Source organism: Sphingopyxis sp. 550B (genome assembly GCF_057401805.1).
Genome location: NZ_CM171610.1, coordinates 909245 through 928076 on the forward strand (window position 1 = coordinate 909245; position 18832 = coordinate 928076).

Below are 18832 nucleotides of genomic sequence, written 5' to 3' on the forward strand. Positions count from 1 at the left end.
GATGGCCATGCGCGAACTTGCCATGCCGCCCTCAATCACTAAGCAGGGTTCGATGTCCGCAACCGCCCGCACCGCCGCCAACAGCAACGCCCCCCCCGCCGCGACGCCGATGATGGCGCAATATTGGTCGCTCAAGGAAAAGGCGGGCGACTGCCTGCTCTTCTACCGCATGGGCGATTTCTTCGAGCTGTTCTTCGACGATGCGAAGGCCGCCGCCGCGACGCTCGACATCGCGCTGACGTCGCGCGGCGAGCATGGCGGAGAGCCGGTGCCGATGTGCGGCGTGCCGGTCCATTCGGCCGAATCCTATCTTGCGCGGCTGATCCGCGCCGGACACCGCGTCGCCATCGCCGAACAGGTCGAAACCCCGGCCGAGGCGAAGGCGCGCGGCGGGTCGAAGGCGCTCGTCGCGCGCGCCATCGTACGGTTCGTGACGGCGGGGACGCTGACCGAGGAGGCGCTGCTCGAAGGGCGCAGCGCCAACCGGCTCGCCGCGCTTGCGCAGGTCGGCAGCGAAAGCGAGATCGCCATCGCCGCCGCCGATATTTCCACGGGCCGCTTCGAAGTCGTCGCGGTCCGCCCCGATCAGGTCGACGCCGAACTCGCGCGGCTCGCGCCGTCCGAACTGCTGGTGAGCGAAGCCGCCGAGGCGCTTCCCGCCTGGACCGCGCGGCAGGTGGTGCGCCGTCCGGCCGGCGAATTTTCGAGCGGCGCCGGGCAGAAGCGGCTCGAGTCGCTGTTCGCGGTCCAGACGCTCGACGGCTTCGGCGCCTTCACTCGCGGCGAGATCGCGGCAATGGGCGCGATCGCCGCCTATCTCGACCATGTCGGCACCGGCGGCGCGGTCTTTCTCCAGCCGCCGGTGCGCCACAGCGCGTCGGGGCGGATGGCGATCGACGCGGCGACGCGCGAAAGCCTGGAACTCGTCCGCACGATGGCGGGAACGCGCGACGGCAGCCTGCTCGGCACCATCGACCGGACCGTGACCGCGGCCGGCGCGCGGCTGCTCGCCGACGATCTCGCGAGCCCGCTGACCGACAGGGGCGCGATCCTCGACCGGCTCGACCTTGTCGATGCACTCGCGCGCGACGCGCTGTGGCGCGGCGAATTGCGCGCTGCGCTGCGCGCGCTGCCCGATGCGGGCCGCGCGCTCGGCCGCCTCGTCGCGGGGCGCGGCGGTCCGCGCGACCTCGCGCAGCTTCGCGACGCGCTCGGCGGCGCGCGGCTGCTGCGCGAACGGCTGGCGCGGCGGCCCGACCTGCCGCCGCTGCTCGCCCGGCTGCTTCCCGGTCTCGACGGGCACGGTGCGCTGGTCGACGAACTGTCGCGCGCGCTGATCGAGACGCCGCCGGTCGATGCCGCGCAGGGCGGCTATATCGCCGAAGGCTATGACGCCGCGCTCGACGCGCTGCGCGAGACCGCGCGCGACGGGCGCAAGGCGATCGCGGCGCTGGAGGCGCGCTATCGCGACCGCACCGGCATCGCCTCGCTCAAGATCCGTCACAATGGCGTACTCGGCTATCATGTCGAGGTGCCCGCGAAGCATGCCGACGCGCTGATGGCGCCCGAATCGGGCTTCACCCACCGCCAGACGCTCGCGGGCGTCGTGCGCTTCAACGCGTCCGACCTGCACGAGGCGGCGAGCCGGGTGACGCAGGCGGGCGTGCACGCGGTCGCCGCCGAGGCGGCGCACCTCGAAGCGTTGACCGAGGCCGCGGTAGCGCGGCGCGAGGCGATCGCCGCGAGCTGCGACGTGCTCGCGCGGCTCGACGTCGCCGCCGCGCTCGCCGATCATGCGATGAGCCACAACTGGTGCCGTCCCGACCTTGCCGACGATCCTTGCCTCGACGTGTCGGGCGGACGCCATCCGGTGGTCGAGGCGGCGCTGGCGAAAAGCGGCGAGCGCTTCGTGCCCAACGACGTCTCGCTTTCCGAGGCCGACCGGCTGTGGCTCGTCACCGGCCCCAACATGGGCGGCAAATCGACCTTCCTGCGCCAGAACGCGCTGATCGTGGTACTCGCGCAGGCGGGCGCCTTCGTGCCCGCCGCGTCGGCGAAGCTGGGGCTCGTCGACCGGCTGTTCAGCCGCGTCGGGGCGAGCGACAATCTGGCGCGGGGCCGCTCGACCTTCATGGTCGAGATGGTCGAGACCGCGGCGATCCTCGCGCAGGCGACGCCGCAAAGCTTCGTGATCCTCGACGAGGTCGGGCGCGGCACCTCGACCTATGACGGGCTCGCGCTCGCCTGGTCGGTGGTTGAGGCGGTGCACGAGGCGAACCGCTGCCGCTGCCTGTTCGCGACGCATTATCACGAGCTGACGCGGCTCGCCGAAACGCTGAACGCGCTGTCGCTTCATCATGTCCGCGCACGCGAATGGCAGGGCGATCTGGTGCTGCTGCACGAAGTCGCCGAGGGGCCCGCCGATCGCAGCTACGGCCTCGCCGTCGCGCGGCTCGCCGGGGTTCCCGCGGGCGTCGTCAGGCGCGCCGAGGCGGTGCTCGCGAAGCTGGAGGCGGGCCGCGAGGCGACCGGCGGCCTCGCCGCGGGGCTCGACGACCTGCCGCTGTTCGCCGCGACGATCGCCGAGGCGCCCGCGGCGAAGCCCGACGCGCTGCGCGAGGCGCTTGCCGGCATCGACCCCGATGCGCTCGCGCCGCGCGAGGCGCTCGACGCGCTCTACCGGCTGAAGCAGATCGTAATGGGGGAAGGATGACAATATGTTTCGGAGCCGCCCTCAAACCCCGTTCGTGTCGAGCGAAGTCGAGACACCCATCATGGTAGCGCCTGACCGATGGGTGTCTCGACTTCGCTCGACACGAACGGATGAGGTGATGTTCGGCATGCACCTGTGACCGACCTGTTCGCGCATCTCGACGACCGCCGCGCGATTATCGACCGGCGCGCGCTGGCGGGGCGGCTCGATGCGCTGGCGGCCGAGACGGGCGATACCGGGCAGCGCCGCCGCGCGATGGTCGCGCTGCTTCGGCAGGCGCTCGACGCGGGGCGCGCGGAGATCGGCCGCCGGCTGCTGCTCCATCCGTCGGCAGGGCGGGTGACGGCGCATGCGACCGCTTTTCTGACCGACCAGATCGTCCGCCTGAGCCACGATTTCACGGTCCACCACCTCTATCCGGCGAGCAACCCGTCGGCGGGCGAGCGGCTGACGCTGGTCGCGGTCGGCGGCTATGGCCGCGGCGACATGGCGCCGTTCAGCGACGTCGACATCGGCTTCCTGACCCCGTTCAAGCAGACGAGCTGGACTGAGCAGGTGATCGAGGCGCAGCTCTATACGCTGTGGGATCTTGGGCTGAAGGTCGGCCATTCGTCGCGCTCGCTCGACGAGATGATCCGCGCCGCGAAGGAGGATCTGACGGTGCGCACCGCGCTGCTCGAGGCGCGTTTCGTGTGGGGCGACCGAGCGCTCTACGATCAGGCCTCGGCGCGTTTCGATGCCGAGGTGGTTGCGGGCAATGCGCGCGCCTTCGTCGCCGACAAGCTGGCCGAGCGCGACGAGCGGCACAAAAGGATGGGCGATTCGCGCTATGTCGTCGAACCCAATGTGAAGGAGGGGAAGGGGGGGCTGCGCGACCTTCACACCCTGTTCTGGATCGGCAAGTTCATCCACCGCGTGCGCACCGTTCCCGAACTGGTCGACGCCGGGCTGCTCACCAGCCGCGAACTGCGCCAGTTCGCGCGCGCCGAGAATTTCCTGCTCGCCGTCCGCTGCCATCTCCACATGCTCGCGGGGCGCGCCGAGGACCGGCTGACCTTCGACGTCCAGCGCGAGATCGCGGCGCGGATGCAGTTCGCCGAGCGGCCGGGCAAGAGCGCGGTCGAGCGGTTCATGCAGCTCTATTTCCTCCATGCGAAGAGTGTCGGCGACCTCACCGGCACCTTCCTCGCGCATCTCGACGATCAGCTTGCGGCGCGCGGTCGCCGCTTCCTGCCGACGATCCGGCGACGGCCGGGCAAGCTTAACGGTTTCGTGCTCGACCGCGGCCGGCTGGCGCTGCCGTCTGACGACTTCTTTCAGCAGGATCCGGTGCGGCTGATCGAGATTTTCGCGCTCGCCGACCGGCATGGCCTCGAAATCCACCCGCAGGCGATGCGCCAGGCGCGCCACGACGCCAAACTGATCGAGACGCAGGGCGTGCGCCGCGTCGCGCGCGCGAATGCCCTGTTCCTCGACGTGCTGACGTCCCCGCGCGACCCCGAAACGGTGCTGCGCTGGATGAACGAGGCGGGGGTGTTCGGCCGCTTCGTGCCCGATTTCGGCCGCGTCGTCGCGCAGATGCAGTTCGACATGTATCATCATTATACGGTCGACGAGCACACGATCCGCGCGATCGGCCTGCTTTCGGACATCGAACAGGACCGGTTGAAGGACGATCATCCGCTGTCGACCGCGATCATGCAGCATGTCCAGTCGCGGCGCGTCATCTATGTCGCGGTGCTGCTCCACGACATCGCCAAGGGGCGCGGCGGCGATCACAGCATCCTGGGTGCCGAACTCGCGCTGCGCGTCTGCCCGCGGCTCGGGCTGACCGAGGCGGAGACCGAGACGGTGTCGTGGCTGGTGCGTCATCACCTGCTGATGGCGGCGACGGCGTTCAAGCGCGACCTCGCCGATTTCAAGACGATCCTCGACTTCGCGCAGATCGTCCAGAGCCCCGAGCGGCTGCGCCTGCTGCTCGTCCTCACCGTCGTCGATATCCGCGCGGTCGGCCCCGGCGTGTGGAACAGCTGGAAGCGGCAGTTGCTGGCCGAATTGTTCGACGCCGCCGAAGAGGTGCTGCGCCTCGGCCACAAGCAGCGCGGGCGGGCGGCGCGGATCGCGGGCAAGAAGGAGGAGGCGCAGCGCCTGCTCGCACTCGACGACAAGGCGTTCGCGCGGCTCGCGAGGCGGCTTCCCGAAAGCTATTGGATCGCCGAGCCGGTCGAGGTGATCGCGGCGAACCTGATCCATATCCAGAAGGCCGGCGGCGCCCCGCTGCATATCGCGGCGGTGCCCGACGACGATCGCGGCGCGACGCTGGTGATGGTGCTCGCGGCCGATCATCCGGGGCTCTTCTATCGCATCGCCGGGGGCATCCACCTCGCCGGCGGCAACATCATCGACGCGCGCATCCACACGACGCGCGACGGGCTCGCGCTCGACAATTTCCTGGTCCAGGATCCGCTCGGCCGCCCCTTTGCCGAGGCGGAGCAGATCGTCCGCCTGACGCGGGCGATCGAGGATGCGCTGGCGGGCCGCCAGAAACTGCTGCCCAAGCTGGAGGCGCGCGCGCTGCCGCGCACCCGCGCCGAGGCGTTCCGCATCGCGCCGAACGTCTTCATCGACAACAAGGCGTCGAACCGCTTCACCGTGATCGAGGTCAATGCGCAGGACCGCCCGGCACTGCTCAACCAGCTTGCCTATGCGCTGTTCCAGTCGAAGGTGACGGTGCACAGCGCGCATGTCGCCACCTATGGCGAGCGCGCGGTCGACACCTTCTATGTCACCGACCTGATCGGCGACAAGATCGACAGCGCGGCGCGCGTGAGATCGCTGGAAAAGCGCCTGCTCGAAGCCGCCGCGAGCCGCAGCGAGAATGCCGTCGCCGCCTGATCCGGCCTATCCCCGCAGCACCGCGCCCAGTTTCGCGGCGGCGGCGACGATTCTGTCGGCGATCGCCTTCAGATCGGCATCGGTGAAGCTCTTATCCGCCGGTTGCAGTTCGACCTCGACCGCGAGGCTGACCTGTCCTTCGGGAACGCCCTGGCCGGCGAAGCGGTCGAACAGGCGGGCGCCGGTAATCGCGCCCTTGTCGGCGCCCTTCACCGCGCGGACGAGGTCGGCGGCGGCGAGCGTTTCGGGGGCGAGGAAGGCGAAGTCGCGGCGCACCGCCTGCAGAGCGGGCGGCGCAAAGGCCGCGCGGGCCGGGCCGCTCGCGCGCTTTGCCGGGATCGCGTCGAGGAAGATCTGCACTGCCATAGCGGGTCCGTCGACGTCGAAATGCCGCGTCAGCGCGGGGTGGAGCGCGCCGAATTCCGCAAGTACCGTCTTGGGACCGAGCCGCAGCGTCGCCGCCTGACCGGGATGCCAGATCGCGCCCTGCGCGACCGGCTCCATCACCTGCAGCCGGTCGGCGGGGGCGCCGGCGGCTTCGAGCAGAGCGAGCGCCGCCGCCTTGGCGTCGAACGCGTCGAAGGGCTGCGCCTTGCCCGCCTGCCAGCTGCGCGCGCGGCGGTCGCCCGCCATCAACAGGGCCAGCGTCGGCTGCTCGGCATCGGCCAGATAGCGCCGGCCGATCTCGAACAGGCGGATGCTGTCCGCGCCGCGATTCGCGTTGCGTGCGGCCGCGGCGAGCAGGCCCGGCAGCAGCGACGGGCGCATCACCTTGAGGTCTTCGCTGATCGGGTTGGCGAGCGCCCAAGTGCCGCCGCCGAACGGCGCCGCCTCGCGTTCGCTGACGAAGCTCCACGTCACCGCCTCGTGGAAACCCGCCGCCGCCGCGGCGCGGCGCAGGCGGCGTTCGAGCATCTGGTCGACCGTCGCGGTCGGCTTCGCCACCCCGTCGCTGCGCGGCAACGGGGTCGAGGGAATGGCGTCGAAGCCGTGGATGCGCGCCACTTCCTCGACGATGTCGGGCGCGGCGTCGACGTCGCGGCGCCAGCTCGGCACCGTGACCTGCCAGCGTGCGCCCTGTTCGATGACCGTGAAGCCCAGCGCTTCCAGAATCTCGCGCTGGCGCGTGGGGTCGATCGCGACGCCGCCCAGCGTCGCGGCGAGCCCGGGGTCGTAATCGACGTGCCGCGTGGCGACCGGCGGGGCGCCGGCGCGCGTCACCGCCGAGGGGGTGCCGCCGCAGATGGCGAGGATGTGCCCGGTGACGATCGCGGTCGCGTCGTCGAGGAAAGCCGGATCGACGCCGCGCTCGAAACGGCTGCGCGCGTCGCTGGCGAGGCCGAGCGCCTGGCCGGTGAGCGCGATACGCTCCGGGGTGAACCAGGCGATTTCGAGCAGGACGTCGGTCGTCGCCTCGCTGCACCCGCTATGCTCGCCGCCCATGATGCCGGCGATGTCGTGGACGCCGGCATCGTCGGCGATCACCGTCATCGTGTCGGTGAGCGTATAGCTCTTGCCGTTGAGCGCGACGGCGCTTTCGCCTGCCTTCGCGCGGCGCGCGACGAGCGGTCCGGTCAGCGTCGCGCGGTCGTAGATATGGCTCGGGCGGCCGAGGTCGAACATCACATAGTTGCTGATGTCGACGAGCGCCGAGATCGAGCGCTGGCCGATCGCTTCGAGCCGGCGGCGCATCCATTCGGGCGCGGTGCCGTTGGTGACGCCGGCGATCGTGCGGCCATAGAAGGCGGGACAGCCTTCGGGATCGTGGGTGGCGATCCCGGTCGCGGGTTCGCCTTCGCCGAGGATCGTCGGGACGGCGAGCGGCTTGAGCGTGCCCAGCCCCGCCGCGGCGAGGTCGCGCGCGATCCCGCGCACGCCCATGCAGTCCTGCCGGTTGGGGGTGATCGATATGTCGATCACCGGATCGTTCGTGCCCGCATGGTCGGCGAAGGGCATTCCGACGGGGGCGTCGGCGGGCAGCTCGATGATGCCGTCATGGTCGTCGCCGAGTTCGAGCTCGCGCGTCGAACACATCATGCCGTTCGATTCGACGCCGCGGATCGCCGAGACCTTCAGCTCCATGCCGTTCGCCGGGACGACCGCGCCGGGCAGGCCGAGCACGCCGACGAGGCCGGCGCGCGCGTTGGGGGCGCCGCACACGACCTGCAACGGCGCGCCGCCGTTGACGTCCGGGCCGGCGTCGACGGTGAGCACCTGCAGCTTGTCGGCCTGCGGGTGGCGCTCGGCGGTCAGGACGCGCGCGACGCGAAAGCCGGCGAGCTTCTCGGCCGGATTCTCGACGCCTTCGACCTCGTGGCCGATGCGGTTGAGGGTCGCGACCACCGCCTCGACGGTCGCGTCGGTGTCGAGATGCTCCCTGAGCCAGTCGAGGGTGATCTTCATGCCGAAATCCCCCCCGACAGCGTCGGAACGCTCAGCGCGCCGAATCCGTAGTGGGACAGCCACCGGAGGTCGCCGTCGAAGAAGGCGCGCAGGTCGTCCATGCCATATTTGAGCATCGCGAGCCGGTCGATGCCGGCGCCGAAGGCGAAGCCCTGCCATTCGTCGGGGTCGAGCCCGCAATTGGCGATGACGCGCCGATTGACCATGCCGCTGCCGAGCAGCTCCATCCACGCATGCCCTTCGTCGTCGCCGCTGCCGCCGACGATGCGGCGGCCCTTTTCCTGCCGGTATCCGACATCGACCTCCGCCGACGGCTCGGTGAAGGGGAAATAGCTGGGGCGCAGACGCAGCACGATGTCGTCGCGCTCGAAATAGGCCTTGAGGAAGGTTTCGAGCGTCCATTTGAGGTGGCCCATATGGATGCCGCGGTCGATGACGAGACCTTCGACCTGGTGGAACATCGGCGTGTGGGTCGCGTCGCTGTCGCTGCGATAGACGCGCCCCGGCGCGATGATGCGGATCGGCGGCTGCTGGCTCATCATCGTGCGGACCTGCACCGGCGAGGTGTGGGTGCGAAGCAGCATCGGACGGCCATCGGCGTTCGCCATCTGCGGCGGGAAATAGAAGGTGTCGTGCATGGCGCGCGCGGGATGCGTCTCGGGGATGTTGAGCGCGGTGAAATTGCGCCAGTCGTCCTCGATCTCGGGCCCGGTGGCGACCGCGAAGCCCATGTCGGCGAAGATTTCCGCCAGCTCGTCCATCGCCTGGCTGACCGGGTGGACGCTGCCCTGCGGAGCGGCGTCGGCGGGGAGCGTCATGTCGAGCCGCTCGGCGGCGAGCCTTTGCTCGAGCGCCGCGGCTTCGAGCGCGGCCTTGCGCGCGGCGAGCGCGCCGGTGACGGCTTCGCGCAGGGCGTGGATCTGCGGTCCGCGCTCCTGCCGCTCCTCGGGGCTCATCGCGCCCAGCGTCTTGAGCAGCGCCGACACGCTGCCCGCCTTGCCGAGCGCGGCGACGCGCAGCGCCTCCAGCGCGTCGAGGTCGGCGGCCGCGGCGATGTCGCCCACAAGCTGGGCCTGCATGGCCTGATATTCGCTCATCTTCGTTCGTCCTGCGGCGGCCGCCCGCCGAGGCGCGCGCGATCGTCTATATGGTGGTTTCCGGTTGCCGGGTCGTTCCGCCGCCGCTTGCACCGAAGGCGGCGCGCGGGTCAACCCCGAAGCGCTCAGGCGCCGGGCCGGTGCAGGCCCTGCACCGCTTCGCCCGCGGCGGCGGCGCGGGCGCGGGCGGCGGCGCCGAGGATCGGCTTGGGCCGCGCCGCGTAGGCGCGCGGGCTCATCCCCATGAAACGCTGGAAGTCGCGGGTGAACTGCGCCTGGTCGTGATAGTGGTGATCGAGCGTGTCGATCCACGCCATCGTCGGGTCGAGCATGAAGCGCGCAAGGCTGCGCAGGAAGCGCTGGCGGCGGAGCAGCAGCTTGGGCGGAAAGCCGAAGGCCCGGCGGCTCAGCCGCTCGACCGAGCGCGCCGACAGGCCGAGCCGGTCCGCGAGGTCGGCGACGCTCGCCAGTTCCTCGTCGACGAGCGCGCCGTGCGCGGCACGGATCGCCGGATCGTCGCGCGGCGCGTCGGCGAGCAGCGCGGCGAAATGCGCGTCGATCGTCCGCGCCGCCTCTTCCGCGTCCGCGGCGCGAGGCAGCCGTGCGGCGAGCGGCGCGAAGGAGGCGAAGGCGGGATGCGCTTCGCCGTCGCAGAAACGGTCGGCCAATGCCTCGGCGGACATCGGGACATATTTGGCCCAGCCCATCGGCAACAGGCCGATCCCCCAGACGCGCATCGCGCCGGCCGCGAAATAGCTCGCCTTGCTCGTCGGGCCGGTGGCGATGAAGCGCGGCGCCGGGACCGGGACGCCGCCGCCGATCGCCGCGAGCGGCGCGGTGCCGTCGATGAAGCGCATGTTCGCCCATTCGGGGTGCAGATAATCGTCGACGCGGACCCCCGGCGGGGCGGCGACGTCGGTCAGATAGATGATGCTGGCATAGGGGCGCAGCGCCTCCGACACCGGGAAGAAGCGGGTCGTCACGCGCACATCGGCGCCTGGCCCCTGCGGTTGCGTCGCATCGGTCATGCCCTGTCGCTTCTGCGGACGGATGCGCAAAAAAACAACAAGCTAAGCGACCCGATTGTCGGGTTCTTACAATTATTGTCATCATCCGGACGGCATATGTCACGCCTCTTCGGCGCGGCTTGTGCCAGAGGATGGGAACACTTCCACCGGCCGTCGGCTTTCTGCGACCCACGGCTTAGCGGCTCGGAGGGAGGGGGGCGGTGTATCGCTTTGATCATCGTCGAGACGGCGCGGGGCCTGGCTCCGCGCCGTCTCTCTTTGCGCGGCGCGCACGAAAAAGGGCGGCCCCGGATGGGACCGCCCTCTTGCGATTCGATGGCTCGATCCGGCGTTACGCGGCCTTGGGCAGCGCCGCCTTCGCCTGGGCGATGATCGTGGTGAACACGCCGCCTTCGTTCATCGCCAGATCGGCCATGACCTTGCGGTCGAGTTCGATCCCCGCGAGCTTCACGCCGTGCATGAACTGCGAATAGGTCAGGCCTTCGGCGCGGACCGCCGCGTTGATGCGCTGGATCCACAGAGCGCGGAAGCTCCGCTTCTTCACCTTGCGGTCGCGATAGGCGTACTGGCCGGCCTTCTCGACCGCCTGCTTGGCGATGCGGATCGTGTTCTTGCGGCGGCCGTAATAGCCCTTCGCCTGGGCCAGAACCCGGTTGTGCTTGGCGCGCGTGGTCGTGCCGCGTTTGATACGGGACATGGGGTCCGCTCCTTACTTCAGGCCGTAGGGCGCCCAGAGGCGCACATGGGCGGTATCGGCATCGCTGAGCACGCTGGTGCCGCGATTGGTGCGGATATATTTCGCATTGTGCGAGATCAGGCGGTGGCGCTTGCCGGCGACGCCGTGCTTCACCTTGCCCGAGGCGGTGAACTTGAAGCGCTTCTTCACACCGCTCTTGGTCTTGAGCTTGGGCATTTTGGTCTCCTTTGGAAGTCCGTTTGCGTATCGGCCTGGCAGCCCTTTCAGCCAGCCGACACAATCGGAAGGCGCGCGCCTAGCGGGATTCGCGCCGAAATGCAAGCCTCGCGCAAGATCCGGTCATTGCGAGCGAAGCGAGGCAATCTCCAGCCATCGAGGCTTCCGCATGCCGGAGGCTGCGGGTTGCCACGCCCCCCGGATCAAGTCGGCATATACCCTTCAGGCAAGTCAGGAGCCATTCCCCGGCGAAAGCCGGGGTCCAGATGGCACAGCGCTGCCTCGTATGGACCCCGGCTTTCGCCGGGGAACAGTGACTTGACGGAAAAGGGAGGATTGCCGATCAAGTCCGGGGTCCTCGCAATGACGAGGTTCAGAAGCTCGCCCCGTCGACCTTCTGGATCGTCAGCGAATCGAGGTCGGCCGCGGGGACGCAGCGCAGATTGACCGCCGCCATCTTCGCCCCGTCGGGGCCGGTGCCGACCGAAAAGCCCTGACAGCCGCAGTCGGTGCAGAACTGGTGGTCGATATTATGCTTGTTGAACTTGTAGGAGGCGAGCTTGTCGGCGCCGCCGGTCAGCCGGAACTTGTCGATCGGGACGAAGGTCAGCAGGAACCCCTTGCGCCGGCAGTGCGAGCAGTTGCAGCTCATCGCCGTGTCGGGGATGTCGCCTTCGACCGTATAGGTCACCGCGCCGCAATGGCAGCTTCCGTCGAACGCCATGGTCTTCTCTCCCTGGGTCTTGGCCCTAATGGTGGCAGGCGAGGCCCTCGATAACATCTTCGAGCCGCGCGGGATCGCCCAATGCGACGACATGGCCGTCGCTGTCGGCGTTCAGCGGATCGCCGTTCCAGTCGCACATCGTGCCGCCCGCGCCCTCGACGACCGGCACCAGCGCCGCGAAATCGTGGAGCTTCAGCCCCGCCTCGACCACCAGGTCGACATGGCCGCTCGCCAGCAGGCCGTAATTGTAGCAGTCGCCGCCGAAGAACATGCGCTTGTGCGCGGTCTTTGCCGCGAGCGCCATGAAATGCGCGCCATCGTGATCGCTGAAATATTGCGGTCCCGTCGTCGCGAGCGCCGCGTCGGCGAGGCTGCGGCAGGCGCGCGTCGCGGCGGGACGGCCGTTGAACAGCGTTGCTTGTCCGGTAGCGCCGACCCAGCGTTCGCGCGCGATCGGCTGGTCGATGATGCCGAGCACGGGCCAGCCGTCCTGCAGGAGCGCGATCAGCGTGCCGAAGATCGGCCGGCCGGCCATGAAGCTGACCGTGCCGTCGATCGGGTCGAGCACCCACTGGCGCGCGGCGTCGGGCCGCTCGGCGCCATATTCCTCGCCGATGATGCCGTCGCGCGGCGCTTCGGCATCGAGCAGGCGGCGCATCGCGGCCTCGGCGGCGCGGTCGGCCTCGGTCACCGGCGAGTCGTCACCCTTCGCCTCGTGCGCGAAACCGGCGCGGAAATGGGGGCGGATCACGGCGCCCGCGGCGTCGGCGAGACGGATGGCGAGGGCGATGTCGGATTCGAGGGTCATGCCGGAAACCTCCATATCCCGTTCGCGTCGAGCGCAGTCGAGACACCCCGAAGGCATGCACGAACGATGAGCGTCTCGACTTCGCTCGACACGAACGGAATCTCGAAAATGTCGCGCCTCAATCGAACAGCGACGATACGCTGGTTTCGTCGGCGATGCGCTTGATCGCCTCGCCGAGCAGCGGCGCGACGGTCAGCGCGCGCACCTTGTCGCTGTCGTTGACCGCCTCGGTCGGCATGATCGAGTCGGTGATGACGAGTTCGGTCAGTTCGCTCGCGTTGACGCGCGCCACCGCGCCGCCCGACAGCACGCCGTGGGTGCAATAGGCGACGACGCCCTCTGCCCCCTGCGCCTTCAGCGCGGCGGCGGCGTTGCACAGCGTCCCCGCCGAATCGACGATGTCGTCGATCAGGATGCAGAAGCGCCCCGACACGTCGCCGATGATGTTCATCACCTCTGATTCGCCGGCGCGCTCGCGGCGCTTGTCGACGATCGCCAGCGGCGCGTTGTCGAGCCGCTTGGCGAGCGCGCGGGCGCGCACCACGCCGCCGACGTCGGGCGAGACGACCATCAAATTGCGGTCGCCGAAGCGCGCCTGGATGTCGGCGCTCATCACCGGCGCGGCATAGAGATTGTCGGTCGGGATGTCGAAGAAGCCCTGGATCTGCCCGGCGTGCAGGTCGATCGCGAGCACGCGGTCGGCGCCCGAGGTGGTGATGAGGTTGGCGACCAGCTTGGCCGAGATCGGGGTGCGCGGACCGGGCTTGCGGTCCTGCCGCGCATAGCCGAAATAGGGGATGACGGCGGTGATGCGCTTGGCCGAGGCGCGGCGCAGCGCGTCGGTGATGATCAGCAGTTCCATCAGATTGTCGTTCGCCGGATAGTTGGTCGGCTGGATGACGAACACGTCCTGGCCGCGGACATTCTCGTGAATCTCGACGAACACCTCTTCGTCGGCGAAGCGGCGCACGCTGGTGTCGGCGAGCGGCAATTCCAGATAGTCGGCGATCGCGCGGGCCAGGGGAAGATTGCTGTTGCCGGAAATGAGTTTCATGCGTGGCCCCTTGTCGCGGTGTGGTGGGGAAGGATGCGCGCCCCTTAACCAGCGGGCACGCGAAGGGGAAGGGGGTAAAGGCGGGCGGGCGGTCGCGAACGCGGCGACGCTCGGCGGTTGAAATCGGGGCGGTTGCGCTTAAACCCCTGCCATGACCGAACAGCTTACCATCGTCCTGTCGCAGATGACGCAGGCGGTCGGCGACCTTGCCGCCAACGCCGATGCGATGCGCGCGGCGCGCGCGCGGCACCCCGACGCCGACCTGATCCTGTTTCCCGAACTGCAGCTGATCGGCTATCCGCCCGAGGATCTGGTGCTGAAGCCGGCGCTGGCCCGGCGCGCGGCGGCGCTGCTCGGCGACCTGGCGGCCGAGACCGGCGACGGCGGTCCGGCGATGCTGGTCGGGTCGGTCGAGCGGGGCGACGACGGACGACTCTATAATATCGTCGCGCTGCTCGACGCGGGGCGGGTGGTCGCGACGCGGCGCAAGCACGAACTGCCCAATTACGGCACCTTCGACGAAAAGCGCGTGTTCGCGCCGGGGCCGCTGCCCGACGTCGTCACGTGGCGCGGGGTACGGCTGGGCCTGCCGATCTGCGAGGACGGCTGGCTGCCGACGGTGTGCGGGCATCTGGCGGCGCAGGGGGCCGAGCTGCTGATCTCGGTCAACGGCAGTCCCTATGAGATCGACAAGGACGACCGCCGCCTGACGCAGGTGTTCGCGGCGCGTGTCGCCGAAACCGGGTTGCCGCTGATCTTCCTCAACCGCGTCGGCGGGCAGGACGAGCTGGTGTTCGACGGCTGCTCGTTCGTGCTGAACGCCGACGGGGCGCCCGCGCACCGGCTGATCGACTGGGCGGAGGAGGATCGCGTCACGCGCTGGACGAAGGGAGCGGACGGCTGGGCGTGCGCGCCCGGCGACCTCGCCGAATGGGAGGCGCACCCCGCCGACATCTACAGCGCGATGATCGTCAGCCTGCGCGACTATGTGACGCGCAACGGCTTTCCCGGCGTCGTGCTCGGCCTGTCGGGGGGGATCGATTCGGCGCTGTGCGCCGCGATCGCCGCCGATGCGCTGGGGCCGGACAAGGTCTGGTGCGTGATGCTGCCGAGCCGCTTCACCAGCGCCGAAAGCCTCGACGATGCGCGGGGCTGCGCGCAGATGATCGGGTGCCGGCTCGACACCATCGCCATCGGCCCCGCGGTCGAGGCGTTCGACGCGATGCTGGCGGACAGCTTCGCCGGCCGCGCGGTCGATGCGACCGAGGAGAATATCCAGTCGCGCATCCGCGGGGTGACGCTGATGGCGCTGTCGAACAAGTTCGGGCCGATGCTGCTGACCACCGGCAACAAGAGCGAGATGAGCGTCGGCTATGCGACCATCTATGGCGACATGGCGGGCGGCTACAACCCGCTGAAGGATGCATACAAGACGACGGTGTTCGCCATCGCGCGGTGGCGCAACGCGCATGTCCCGCGGCTGTCGCGCAACCCGCGCGCGCCGGTGATGCCCGATTCGGTCATCACCAAGCCGCCGAGCGCCGAGCTGCGCCCCGACCAGAAGGACGAGGACAGCCTGCCTCCCTATGCGGACCTCGACCGGATGCTGCACATGCTGGTCGAGGAGGAAGCGAGCGTCGACGATGTCGTGGCGCGCCACGGCTTCGACCGCGCGGCGGTGGCGCGGATCGAGCGGCTGCTGATGCTCGCCGAATACAAGCGGCGGCAGGCGCCGCCGGGGGTGAAGCTGTCGACGCGCAACTTCGGCCGCGACCGGCGCTATCCGATCACCCACAGGTTCCGGACGGGGTAGGACGACGTTCGGAACGATTCGCGCAGAGGCGCAGAGATCGCAGAGAGTCCGGTTCAGGCGAAGGCGCGAAAGCGCGAAGAGGTCGCCTTTGCCGCGAAGCGGCTTTCCCTATCCCGCCGCATCCCGCGGCAGCGGGGTCTGAAACAGGACACCATCGGCCACATCTTTTTCGCGTCTTCGCGTGACCCTCTTTTTTCCCTTCTTCATTTTCTCCGCGATCTCTGCGCCTCTGCGCGCAAGAATCGCCTGGCACCGCCGCTCGTCGGCGCGAACCATATATTCCCACCGGCCCCGCAAAGCCGCTATAGGCGCGCATCATGACCGTCATCACCCGCTTCGCGCCCTCGCCAACCGGCAATCTCCATGTCGGCAACGTCCGCACCGCGCTGCACAACTGGCTCTGGGCGCGCAAGCATGGCGGGCGTTTCCTGCTGCGCATCGACGACACCGACCGCGAGCGGTCGAAGGGGGACTATGTCGAGGCGATCCGCACCGACCTTGCGTGGCTGGGGCTCGACGTCGACGGCGAGGAGCGGCAGTCGGCACGCTTCGCGCTCTATGACGAGGTGTTCGCGCGGCTGAAGGCGGCGGGGCGCGTCTATGCCTGTTACGAGACGCCCGAGGAGCTGGACATCCGGCGCAAGGTGCTGCTGTCGCGCGGGCTGCCGCCGGTGTACGAGCGCCGGCCCGACGGGGCGCCGGTGCCCGAAGGGCGCGCGCCGCACTGGCGCTTCCGGCTCGACCATGACGCGCCGATCGCATGGACCGACCTGATTCGCGGGCCGCAGCATTTCGAGCCGAAGACGCTGTCCGACCCGGTGGTGCGGCGCGCCGACGGAAGCTGGCTTTATCTGCTGCCGAGCGTGATCGACGATATCGCGATGGGCATTTCGCACGTCGTGCGCGGCGAGGATCATGTGTCGAACACCGCGGCGCAGATCCAGATGTTCGAAGCGCTGGGCGCGGCACCCCCCGCCTTTGCGCACGAGGCGCTGCTCGTCGGCACCGGGGGCAAATTGTCGAAGCGGCTCGGCGCGCTCGGCATGGCGGACTGGCGCGCGGCGGGGATCGAGCCGATCGCGCTCGCGGCGCTGCTCGCGCGGCTGGGGACGAGCGACCCGGTCGAGCCGGTGACGACGCTCGAGCCGCTGATCGCGGGCATCGACTTCGCGCGCTTCGGCCGCGCCCCGGCGCGCTTCGACGAGGCCGAGCTGGCGCTGCTGAATCAGAAGATCCTCCACCACACCCCCTATGCCGCGGTCGCGCCGCGCCTGCCCGCGGCGATCGACGAAGCGCGCTGGACCGCGATCCGCCCGAACCTGGCGACGGTGGCGGAGGCGGCCGACTGGGTGGCGGTGTTCGACGGCCCCTTCGCGCCGCCCGCGCCCGACGCGGCCGACCGGCCGGTGCTCGCAGCAGCGGCGGTGGCGGCGCCGGCGATCGACTGGAGCGCCGACCCCTGGCACGCGCTGACCGGCGCGGCAAAGGCGGCGACGGGCGCGAAGGGCCGCGCGCTGTTCCTGCCGCTGCGCCGCGCGCTGACCGGGCGCGACCACGGGCCCGACATGGGCGAGCTGCTGCCGCTGATCGCGAGGGACGAGGCGATCGCGCGGCTGTCGGCGGCATAGACGGGGCGGCTGTCCCGCCTCTGTCCGACGCACCGCCATGCTAAAACGCGTTGGCATCATCCCTTTTGGATAGGCAAATGTACCCCGGCGAAAGCCGGCGTCCACGCGGGGGGCCGCACCATGCCATCTGGACCCCGGCTTTCGCCGGGGTACAAGCTCCTACATGTCCGAAGAACCTGTGCGCCAAGCCAAGTCGGCATGACGACTGAAAAAGCGACGGAGCGTCCCCGGCATCTTGTCCTCCCCGCCTCTCCATTGACATTTGCAGTGATGTTATATTATTACATCAATCGACCCGACCGATAGCGGCGGTCGATACGCGGCGGGGCCGGGTCGGCACAGGCAAGGAGAGATGCCATGACGCTGATACCCCTGATTTCGGCCCTCGCGGCGGCGCCGGAGCGCGCCCCTGCCCCCGCCGGCACCCCCGCACCGGGCGCGCGCTACGACCCCGGCGCCGGGCACCGCCCGCTGGCGGCGCTGTTCGCCTTTGGCGTGCCCGCGGCGCTCGTCGTCGCGGTGGCACTGTCGCCGATGATCATCGAGCGCACGCCGACGAGCGCGCCGGTGCCGTGGAAAAGCTTCACCCTGCCCCCGGCGCCGCCGCCCGAACCCCAGCCGCAGCCGCCGCAGGCCGAACCGCAGCCGTCGGCGATGACGACGACGGTCTCGCCGCTGCCGCCGGTCGCGGCGGACCCGCCGTCGGTGCCGCCCGCGCCGCCGCTGACGCCGCCGTCGGGCAGCGGGGCGGGCGTGGCGGTCGCGGTCGATCCGCCGGCCCCGCCGCGCCCGGCGCTCGTCGCCGCCGCGGTCGATCCGCGCTTCGCCGGGACGTTCCAGCCCGACTATCCCGCGCGCGAGCAGCGCGCCGGGATCGAGGGCGTCGTCCGCGTCCGCGTGCTGATCGGCACCGACGGACGGGTCAAGGCGGTCGAGCTGGTCAGCACCGACGACCCCGCCTTCTTCGAGGCGACGCGCAAGCGCGCGCTGTCGAAATGGCGCTTCAAGCCCGCGACGCGCGGCGGCGTGCCCGAGGAAAGCTGGAAGGAGATGACCGTCCGCTTCCAGATCCGCGACGCCTGACGGCGGCGGGCCTGCGGGGAGCGGAGCGGATGGTGCTGCCCCGTTCCCACGCCGCATCGTTGTCCGTCATGCGGAACTGGTTTCAGCATCCATGACCGGACCCTGCGACAGGCACCGCCCGGCTTTTGCCGGGCCGCTCGAAGTGTGGTTGTCTTTGAGCGAACAGGCATGTGCTCCCGCGAAGGCGGGAGCCCAGAGTGTCGGAGAGCCAGCGTTGGCGCGATGAGGCTCTGGGTCCCCGCCTGCGCAGGGACACGGCGGTGCTCGATTCAAGAACGATCCAGCCACGCGGTCGATAAACGGGTTTGTCCAAGCTGGCGCAACCTCTCGCCCGGCCCCGCTTTCGCTTGACATAAGCACCGAATCCCGCCAAGGGCGCCGGGATGAAGGGGGGCGGCGTGCGACGCGGCCCTCTTTGTTTTTCAGCAATCGCCGGGGCCATCGTCCCGCCGCATGCGCCGGACGGGCCGGCGGATGCGTCAATAGTTCGAGGAACATGAGGCCATGGCCAAGCCGACGACCGTCAAGATCAAGCTGGTGAGCACCGCCGACACGGGCTTTTTCTATGTCACAAAGAAGAACCCGCGCACGATGACCGAGAAGATGGCGGTGCGCAAATACGACCCCGTCGCGCGCAAGCACGTCGAGTTCAAGGAAGCCAAGATCAAGTGAC

At 69.6% G+C, this 18832-nt stretch carries 15 protein-coding genes; 6 read left to right on the forward strand and 9 right to left on the reverse strand.

The window, feature by feature from the left end; genetic code table 11:
• The first annotated feature begins 52 nt into the window (after positions 1 to 52).
• Both mutS and AC2S9W_RS04280 read left to right on the forward strand, forming a co-directional pair.
• Positions 53 to 2713: a DNA mismatch repair protein MutS gene (mutS, locus tag AC2S9W_RS04275; protein WP_486571665.1), complete on the forward strand. Its 2661-nt coding sequence runs from the start codon at positions 53 to 55 to the stop codon at positions 2711 to 2713.
• Positions 2714 to 2848: 135 nt separating this feature from the next.
• On the forward strand, positions 2849 to 5608 hold the full coding sequence (locus AC2S9W_RS04280) for a [protein-PII] uridylyltransferase (RefSeq protein ID WP_486571666.1): 2760 nt from the start codon (positions 2849 to 2851) through the stop codon (positions 5606 to 5608).
• Between the two features lie 6 nt (positions 5609 to 5614).
• Here AC2S9W_RS04280 and pheT read toward each other — a convergent pair whose 3' ends face one another.
• The 8 genes from pheT to AC2S9W_RS04320 form a co-directional block, all read right to left on the reverse strand.
• Positions 5615 to 8011, reverse strand: coding sequence for a phenylalanine--tRNA ligase subunit beta (gene pheT, locus AC2S9W_RS04285; RefSeq protein ID WP_486571667.1), 2397 nt, complete (start codon positions 8009 to 8011; stop codon positions 5615 to 5617).
• Positions 8008 to 9108 carry a phenylalanine--tRNA ligase subunit alpha gene (gene pheS, locus AC2S9W_RS04290; RefSeq protein ID WP_241942159.1) on the reverse strand — a complete coding sequence of 367 codons (1101 nt, stop codon included), beginning with the start codon at positions 9106 to 9108 and terminating at the stop codon, positions 8008 to 8010. The genes pheT and pheS overlap by 4 nt, the downstream gene beginning before the upstream one ends.
• 125 nt (positions 9109 to 9233) lie before the next feature.
• Positions 9234 to 10136: a helix-turn-helix domain-containing protein gene (locus tag AC2S9W_RS04295; RefSeq protein WP_241942158.1), complete on the reverse strand. Its 903-nt coding sequence runs from the start codon at positions 10134 to 10136 to the stop codon at positions 9234 to 9236.
• A 331-nt stretch (positions 10137 to 10467) separates the two neighbouring features.
• The gene (gene rplT, locus AC2S9W_RS04300) at positions 10468 to 10833 is read right to left on the reverse strand and encodes a 50S ribosomal protein L20 (protein WP_067112161.1); all 366 of its coding nucleotides are present in this window, start codon (positions 10831 to 10833) and stop codon (positions 10468 to 10470) included.
• A gap of 12 nt (positions 10834 to 10845) precedes the next feature.
• Positions 10846 to 11049 (reverse strand): 50S ribosomal protein L35, encoded by a 204-nt coding sequence (rpmI, locus tag AC2S9W_RS04305; RefSeq protein ID WP_067112163.1) that lies wholly within the window; start codon positions 11047 to 11049, stop codon positions 10846 to 10848.
• Between the two features lie 373 nt (positions 11050 to 11422).
• Positions 11423 to 11773, reverse strand: coding sequence for a GFA family protein (locus AC2S9W_RS04310; RefSeq protein WP_067113564.1), 351 nt, complete (start codon positions 11771 to 11773; stop codon positions 11423 to 11425).
• A gap of 25 nt (positions 11774 to 11798) precedes the next feature.
• A complete protein-coding gene (gene hisN / locus AC2S9W_RS04315; protein WP_104960426.1) occupies positions 11799 to 12581 on the reverse strand; it encodes a histidinol-phosphatase in 783 nt (260 codons plus the stop codon).
• Positions 12582 to 12699: 118 nt separating this feature from the next.
• Complete coding sequence (locus AC2S9W_RS04320) at positions 12700 to 13635, reverse strand: ribose-phosphate pyrophosphokinase (protein WP_076073414.1); 936 nt, start codon at positions 13633 to 13635, stop codon at positions 12700 to 12702.
• Between the two features lie 151 nt (positions 13636 to 13786).
• On the opposite strand from AC2S9W_RS04320, the gene AC2S9W_RS04325 reads away from it, so the two are divergent.
• Positions 13787 to 15448: an NAD+ synthase gene (locus AC2S9W_RS04325; protein WP_076073415.1), complete on the forward strand. Its 1662-nt coding sequence runs from the start codon at positions 13787 to 13789 to the stop codon at positions 15446 to 15448.
• 108 nt (positions 15449 to 15556) lie between these two features.
• Here the strand turns inward: AC2S9W_RS04325 and AC2S9W_RS04330 are convergent, their stop codons facing one another.
• Entirely contained in the window at positions 15557 to 15724 is a 168-nt protein-coding gene (locus AC2S9W_RS04330; RefSeq protein WP_486571668.1) for a hypothetical protein, read from the reverse strand.
• Positions 15725 to 15765: 41 nt separating this feature from the next.
• Between AC2S9W_RS04330 and gltX the strand changes: the two genes are divergently transcribed.
• The 3 genes from gltX (at position 15766) to rpmG (ending at position 18831) form a co-directional block, all read left to right on the forward strand.
• Positions 15766 to 17076: a glutamate--tRNA ligase gene (gene gltX / locus AC2S9W_RS04335; protein ID WP_486571669.1), complete on the forward strand. Its 1311-nt coding sequence runs from the start codon at positions 15766 to 15768 to the stop codon at positions 17074 to 17076.
• A 357-nt stretch (positions 17077 to 17433) separates the two neighbouring features.
• Positions 17434 to 18159 (forward strand): energy transducer TonB, encoded by a 726-nt coding sequence (locus AC2S9W_RS04340; RefSeq protein WP_104960207.1) that lies wholly within the window; start codon positions 17434 to 17436, stop codon positions 18157 to 18159.
• Between the two features lie 504 nt (positions 18160 to 18663).
• Positions 18664 to 18831: a 50S ribosomal protein L33 gene (gene rpmG / locus AC2S9W_RS04345; protein WP_067113762.1), complete on the forward strand. Its 168-nt coding sequence runs from the start codon at positions 18664 to 18666 to the stop codon at positions 18829 to 18831.
• Position 18832 lies beyond the last annotated feature (1 nt).

Coding starts and splice junctions, on each gene's coding strand:
- mutS (WP_486571665.1), top strand. CDS start 53: ATGTCCGCAACCGCCCGCACCGCCGCCAACAGCAACGCCCCCCCCGCC.
- pheT (WP_486571667.1), bottom strand. CDS start 8,011: ATGAAGATCACCCTCGACTGGCTCAGGGAGCATCTCGACACCGACGCG.
- pheS (WP_241942159.1), bottom strand. CDS start 9,108: ATGAGCGAATATCAGGCCATGCAGGCCCAGCTTGTGGGCGACATCGCC.
- AC2S9W_RS04295 (WP_241942158.1), bottom strand. CDS start 10,136: ATGACCGATGCGACGCAACCGCAGGGGCCAGGCGCCGATGTGCGCGTG.
- rplT (WP_067112161.1), bottom strand. CDS start 10,833: ATGTCCCGTATCAAACGCGGCACGACCACGCGCGCCAAGCACAACCGG.
- rpmI (WP_067112163.1), bottom strand. CDS start 11,049: ATGCCCAAGCTCAAGACCAAGAGCGGTGTGAAGAAGCGCTTCAAGTTC.
- AC2S9W_RS04310 (WP_067113564.1), bottom strand. CDS start 11,773: ATGGCGTTCGACGGAAGCTGCCATTGCGGCGCGGTGACCTATACGGTC.
- hisN (WP_104960426.1), bottom strand. CDS start 12,581: ATGACCCTCGAATCCGACATCGCCCTCGCCATCCGTCTCGCCGACGCC.
- AC2S9W_RS04320 (WP_076073414.1), bottom strand. CDS start 13,635: ATGAAACTCATTTCCGGCAACAGCAATCTTCCCCTGGCCCGCGCGATC.
- AC2S9W_RS04325 (WP_076073415.1), top strand. CDS start 13,787: ATGACCGAACAGCTTACCATCGTCCTGTCGCAGATGACGCAGGCGGTC.
- AC2S9W_RS04330 (WP_486571668.1), bottom strand. CDS start 15,724: ATGGTTCGCGCCGACGAGCGGCGGTGCCAGGCGATTCTTGCGCGCAGA.
- gltX (WP_486571669.1), top strand. CDS start 15,766: ATGACCGTCATCACCCGCTTCGCGCCCTCGCCAACCGGCAATCTCCAT.
- AC2S9W_RS04340 (WP_104960207.1), top strand. CDS start 17,434: ATGACGCTGATACCCCTGATTTCGGCCCTCGCGGCGGCGCCGGAGCGC.
- rpmG (WP_067113762.1), top strand. CDS start 18,664: ATGGCCAAGCCGACGACCGTCAAGATCAAGCTGGTGAGCACCGCCGAC.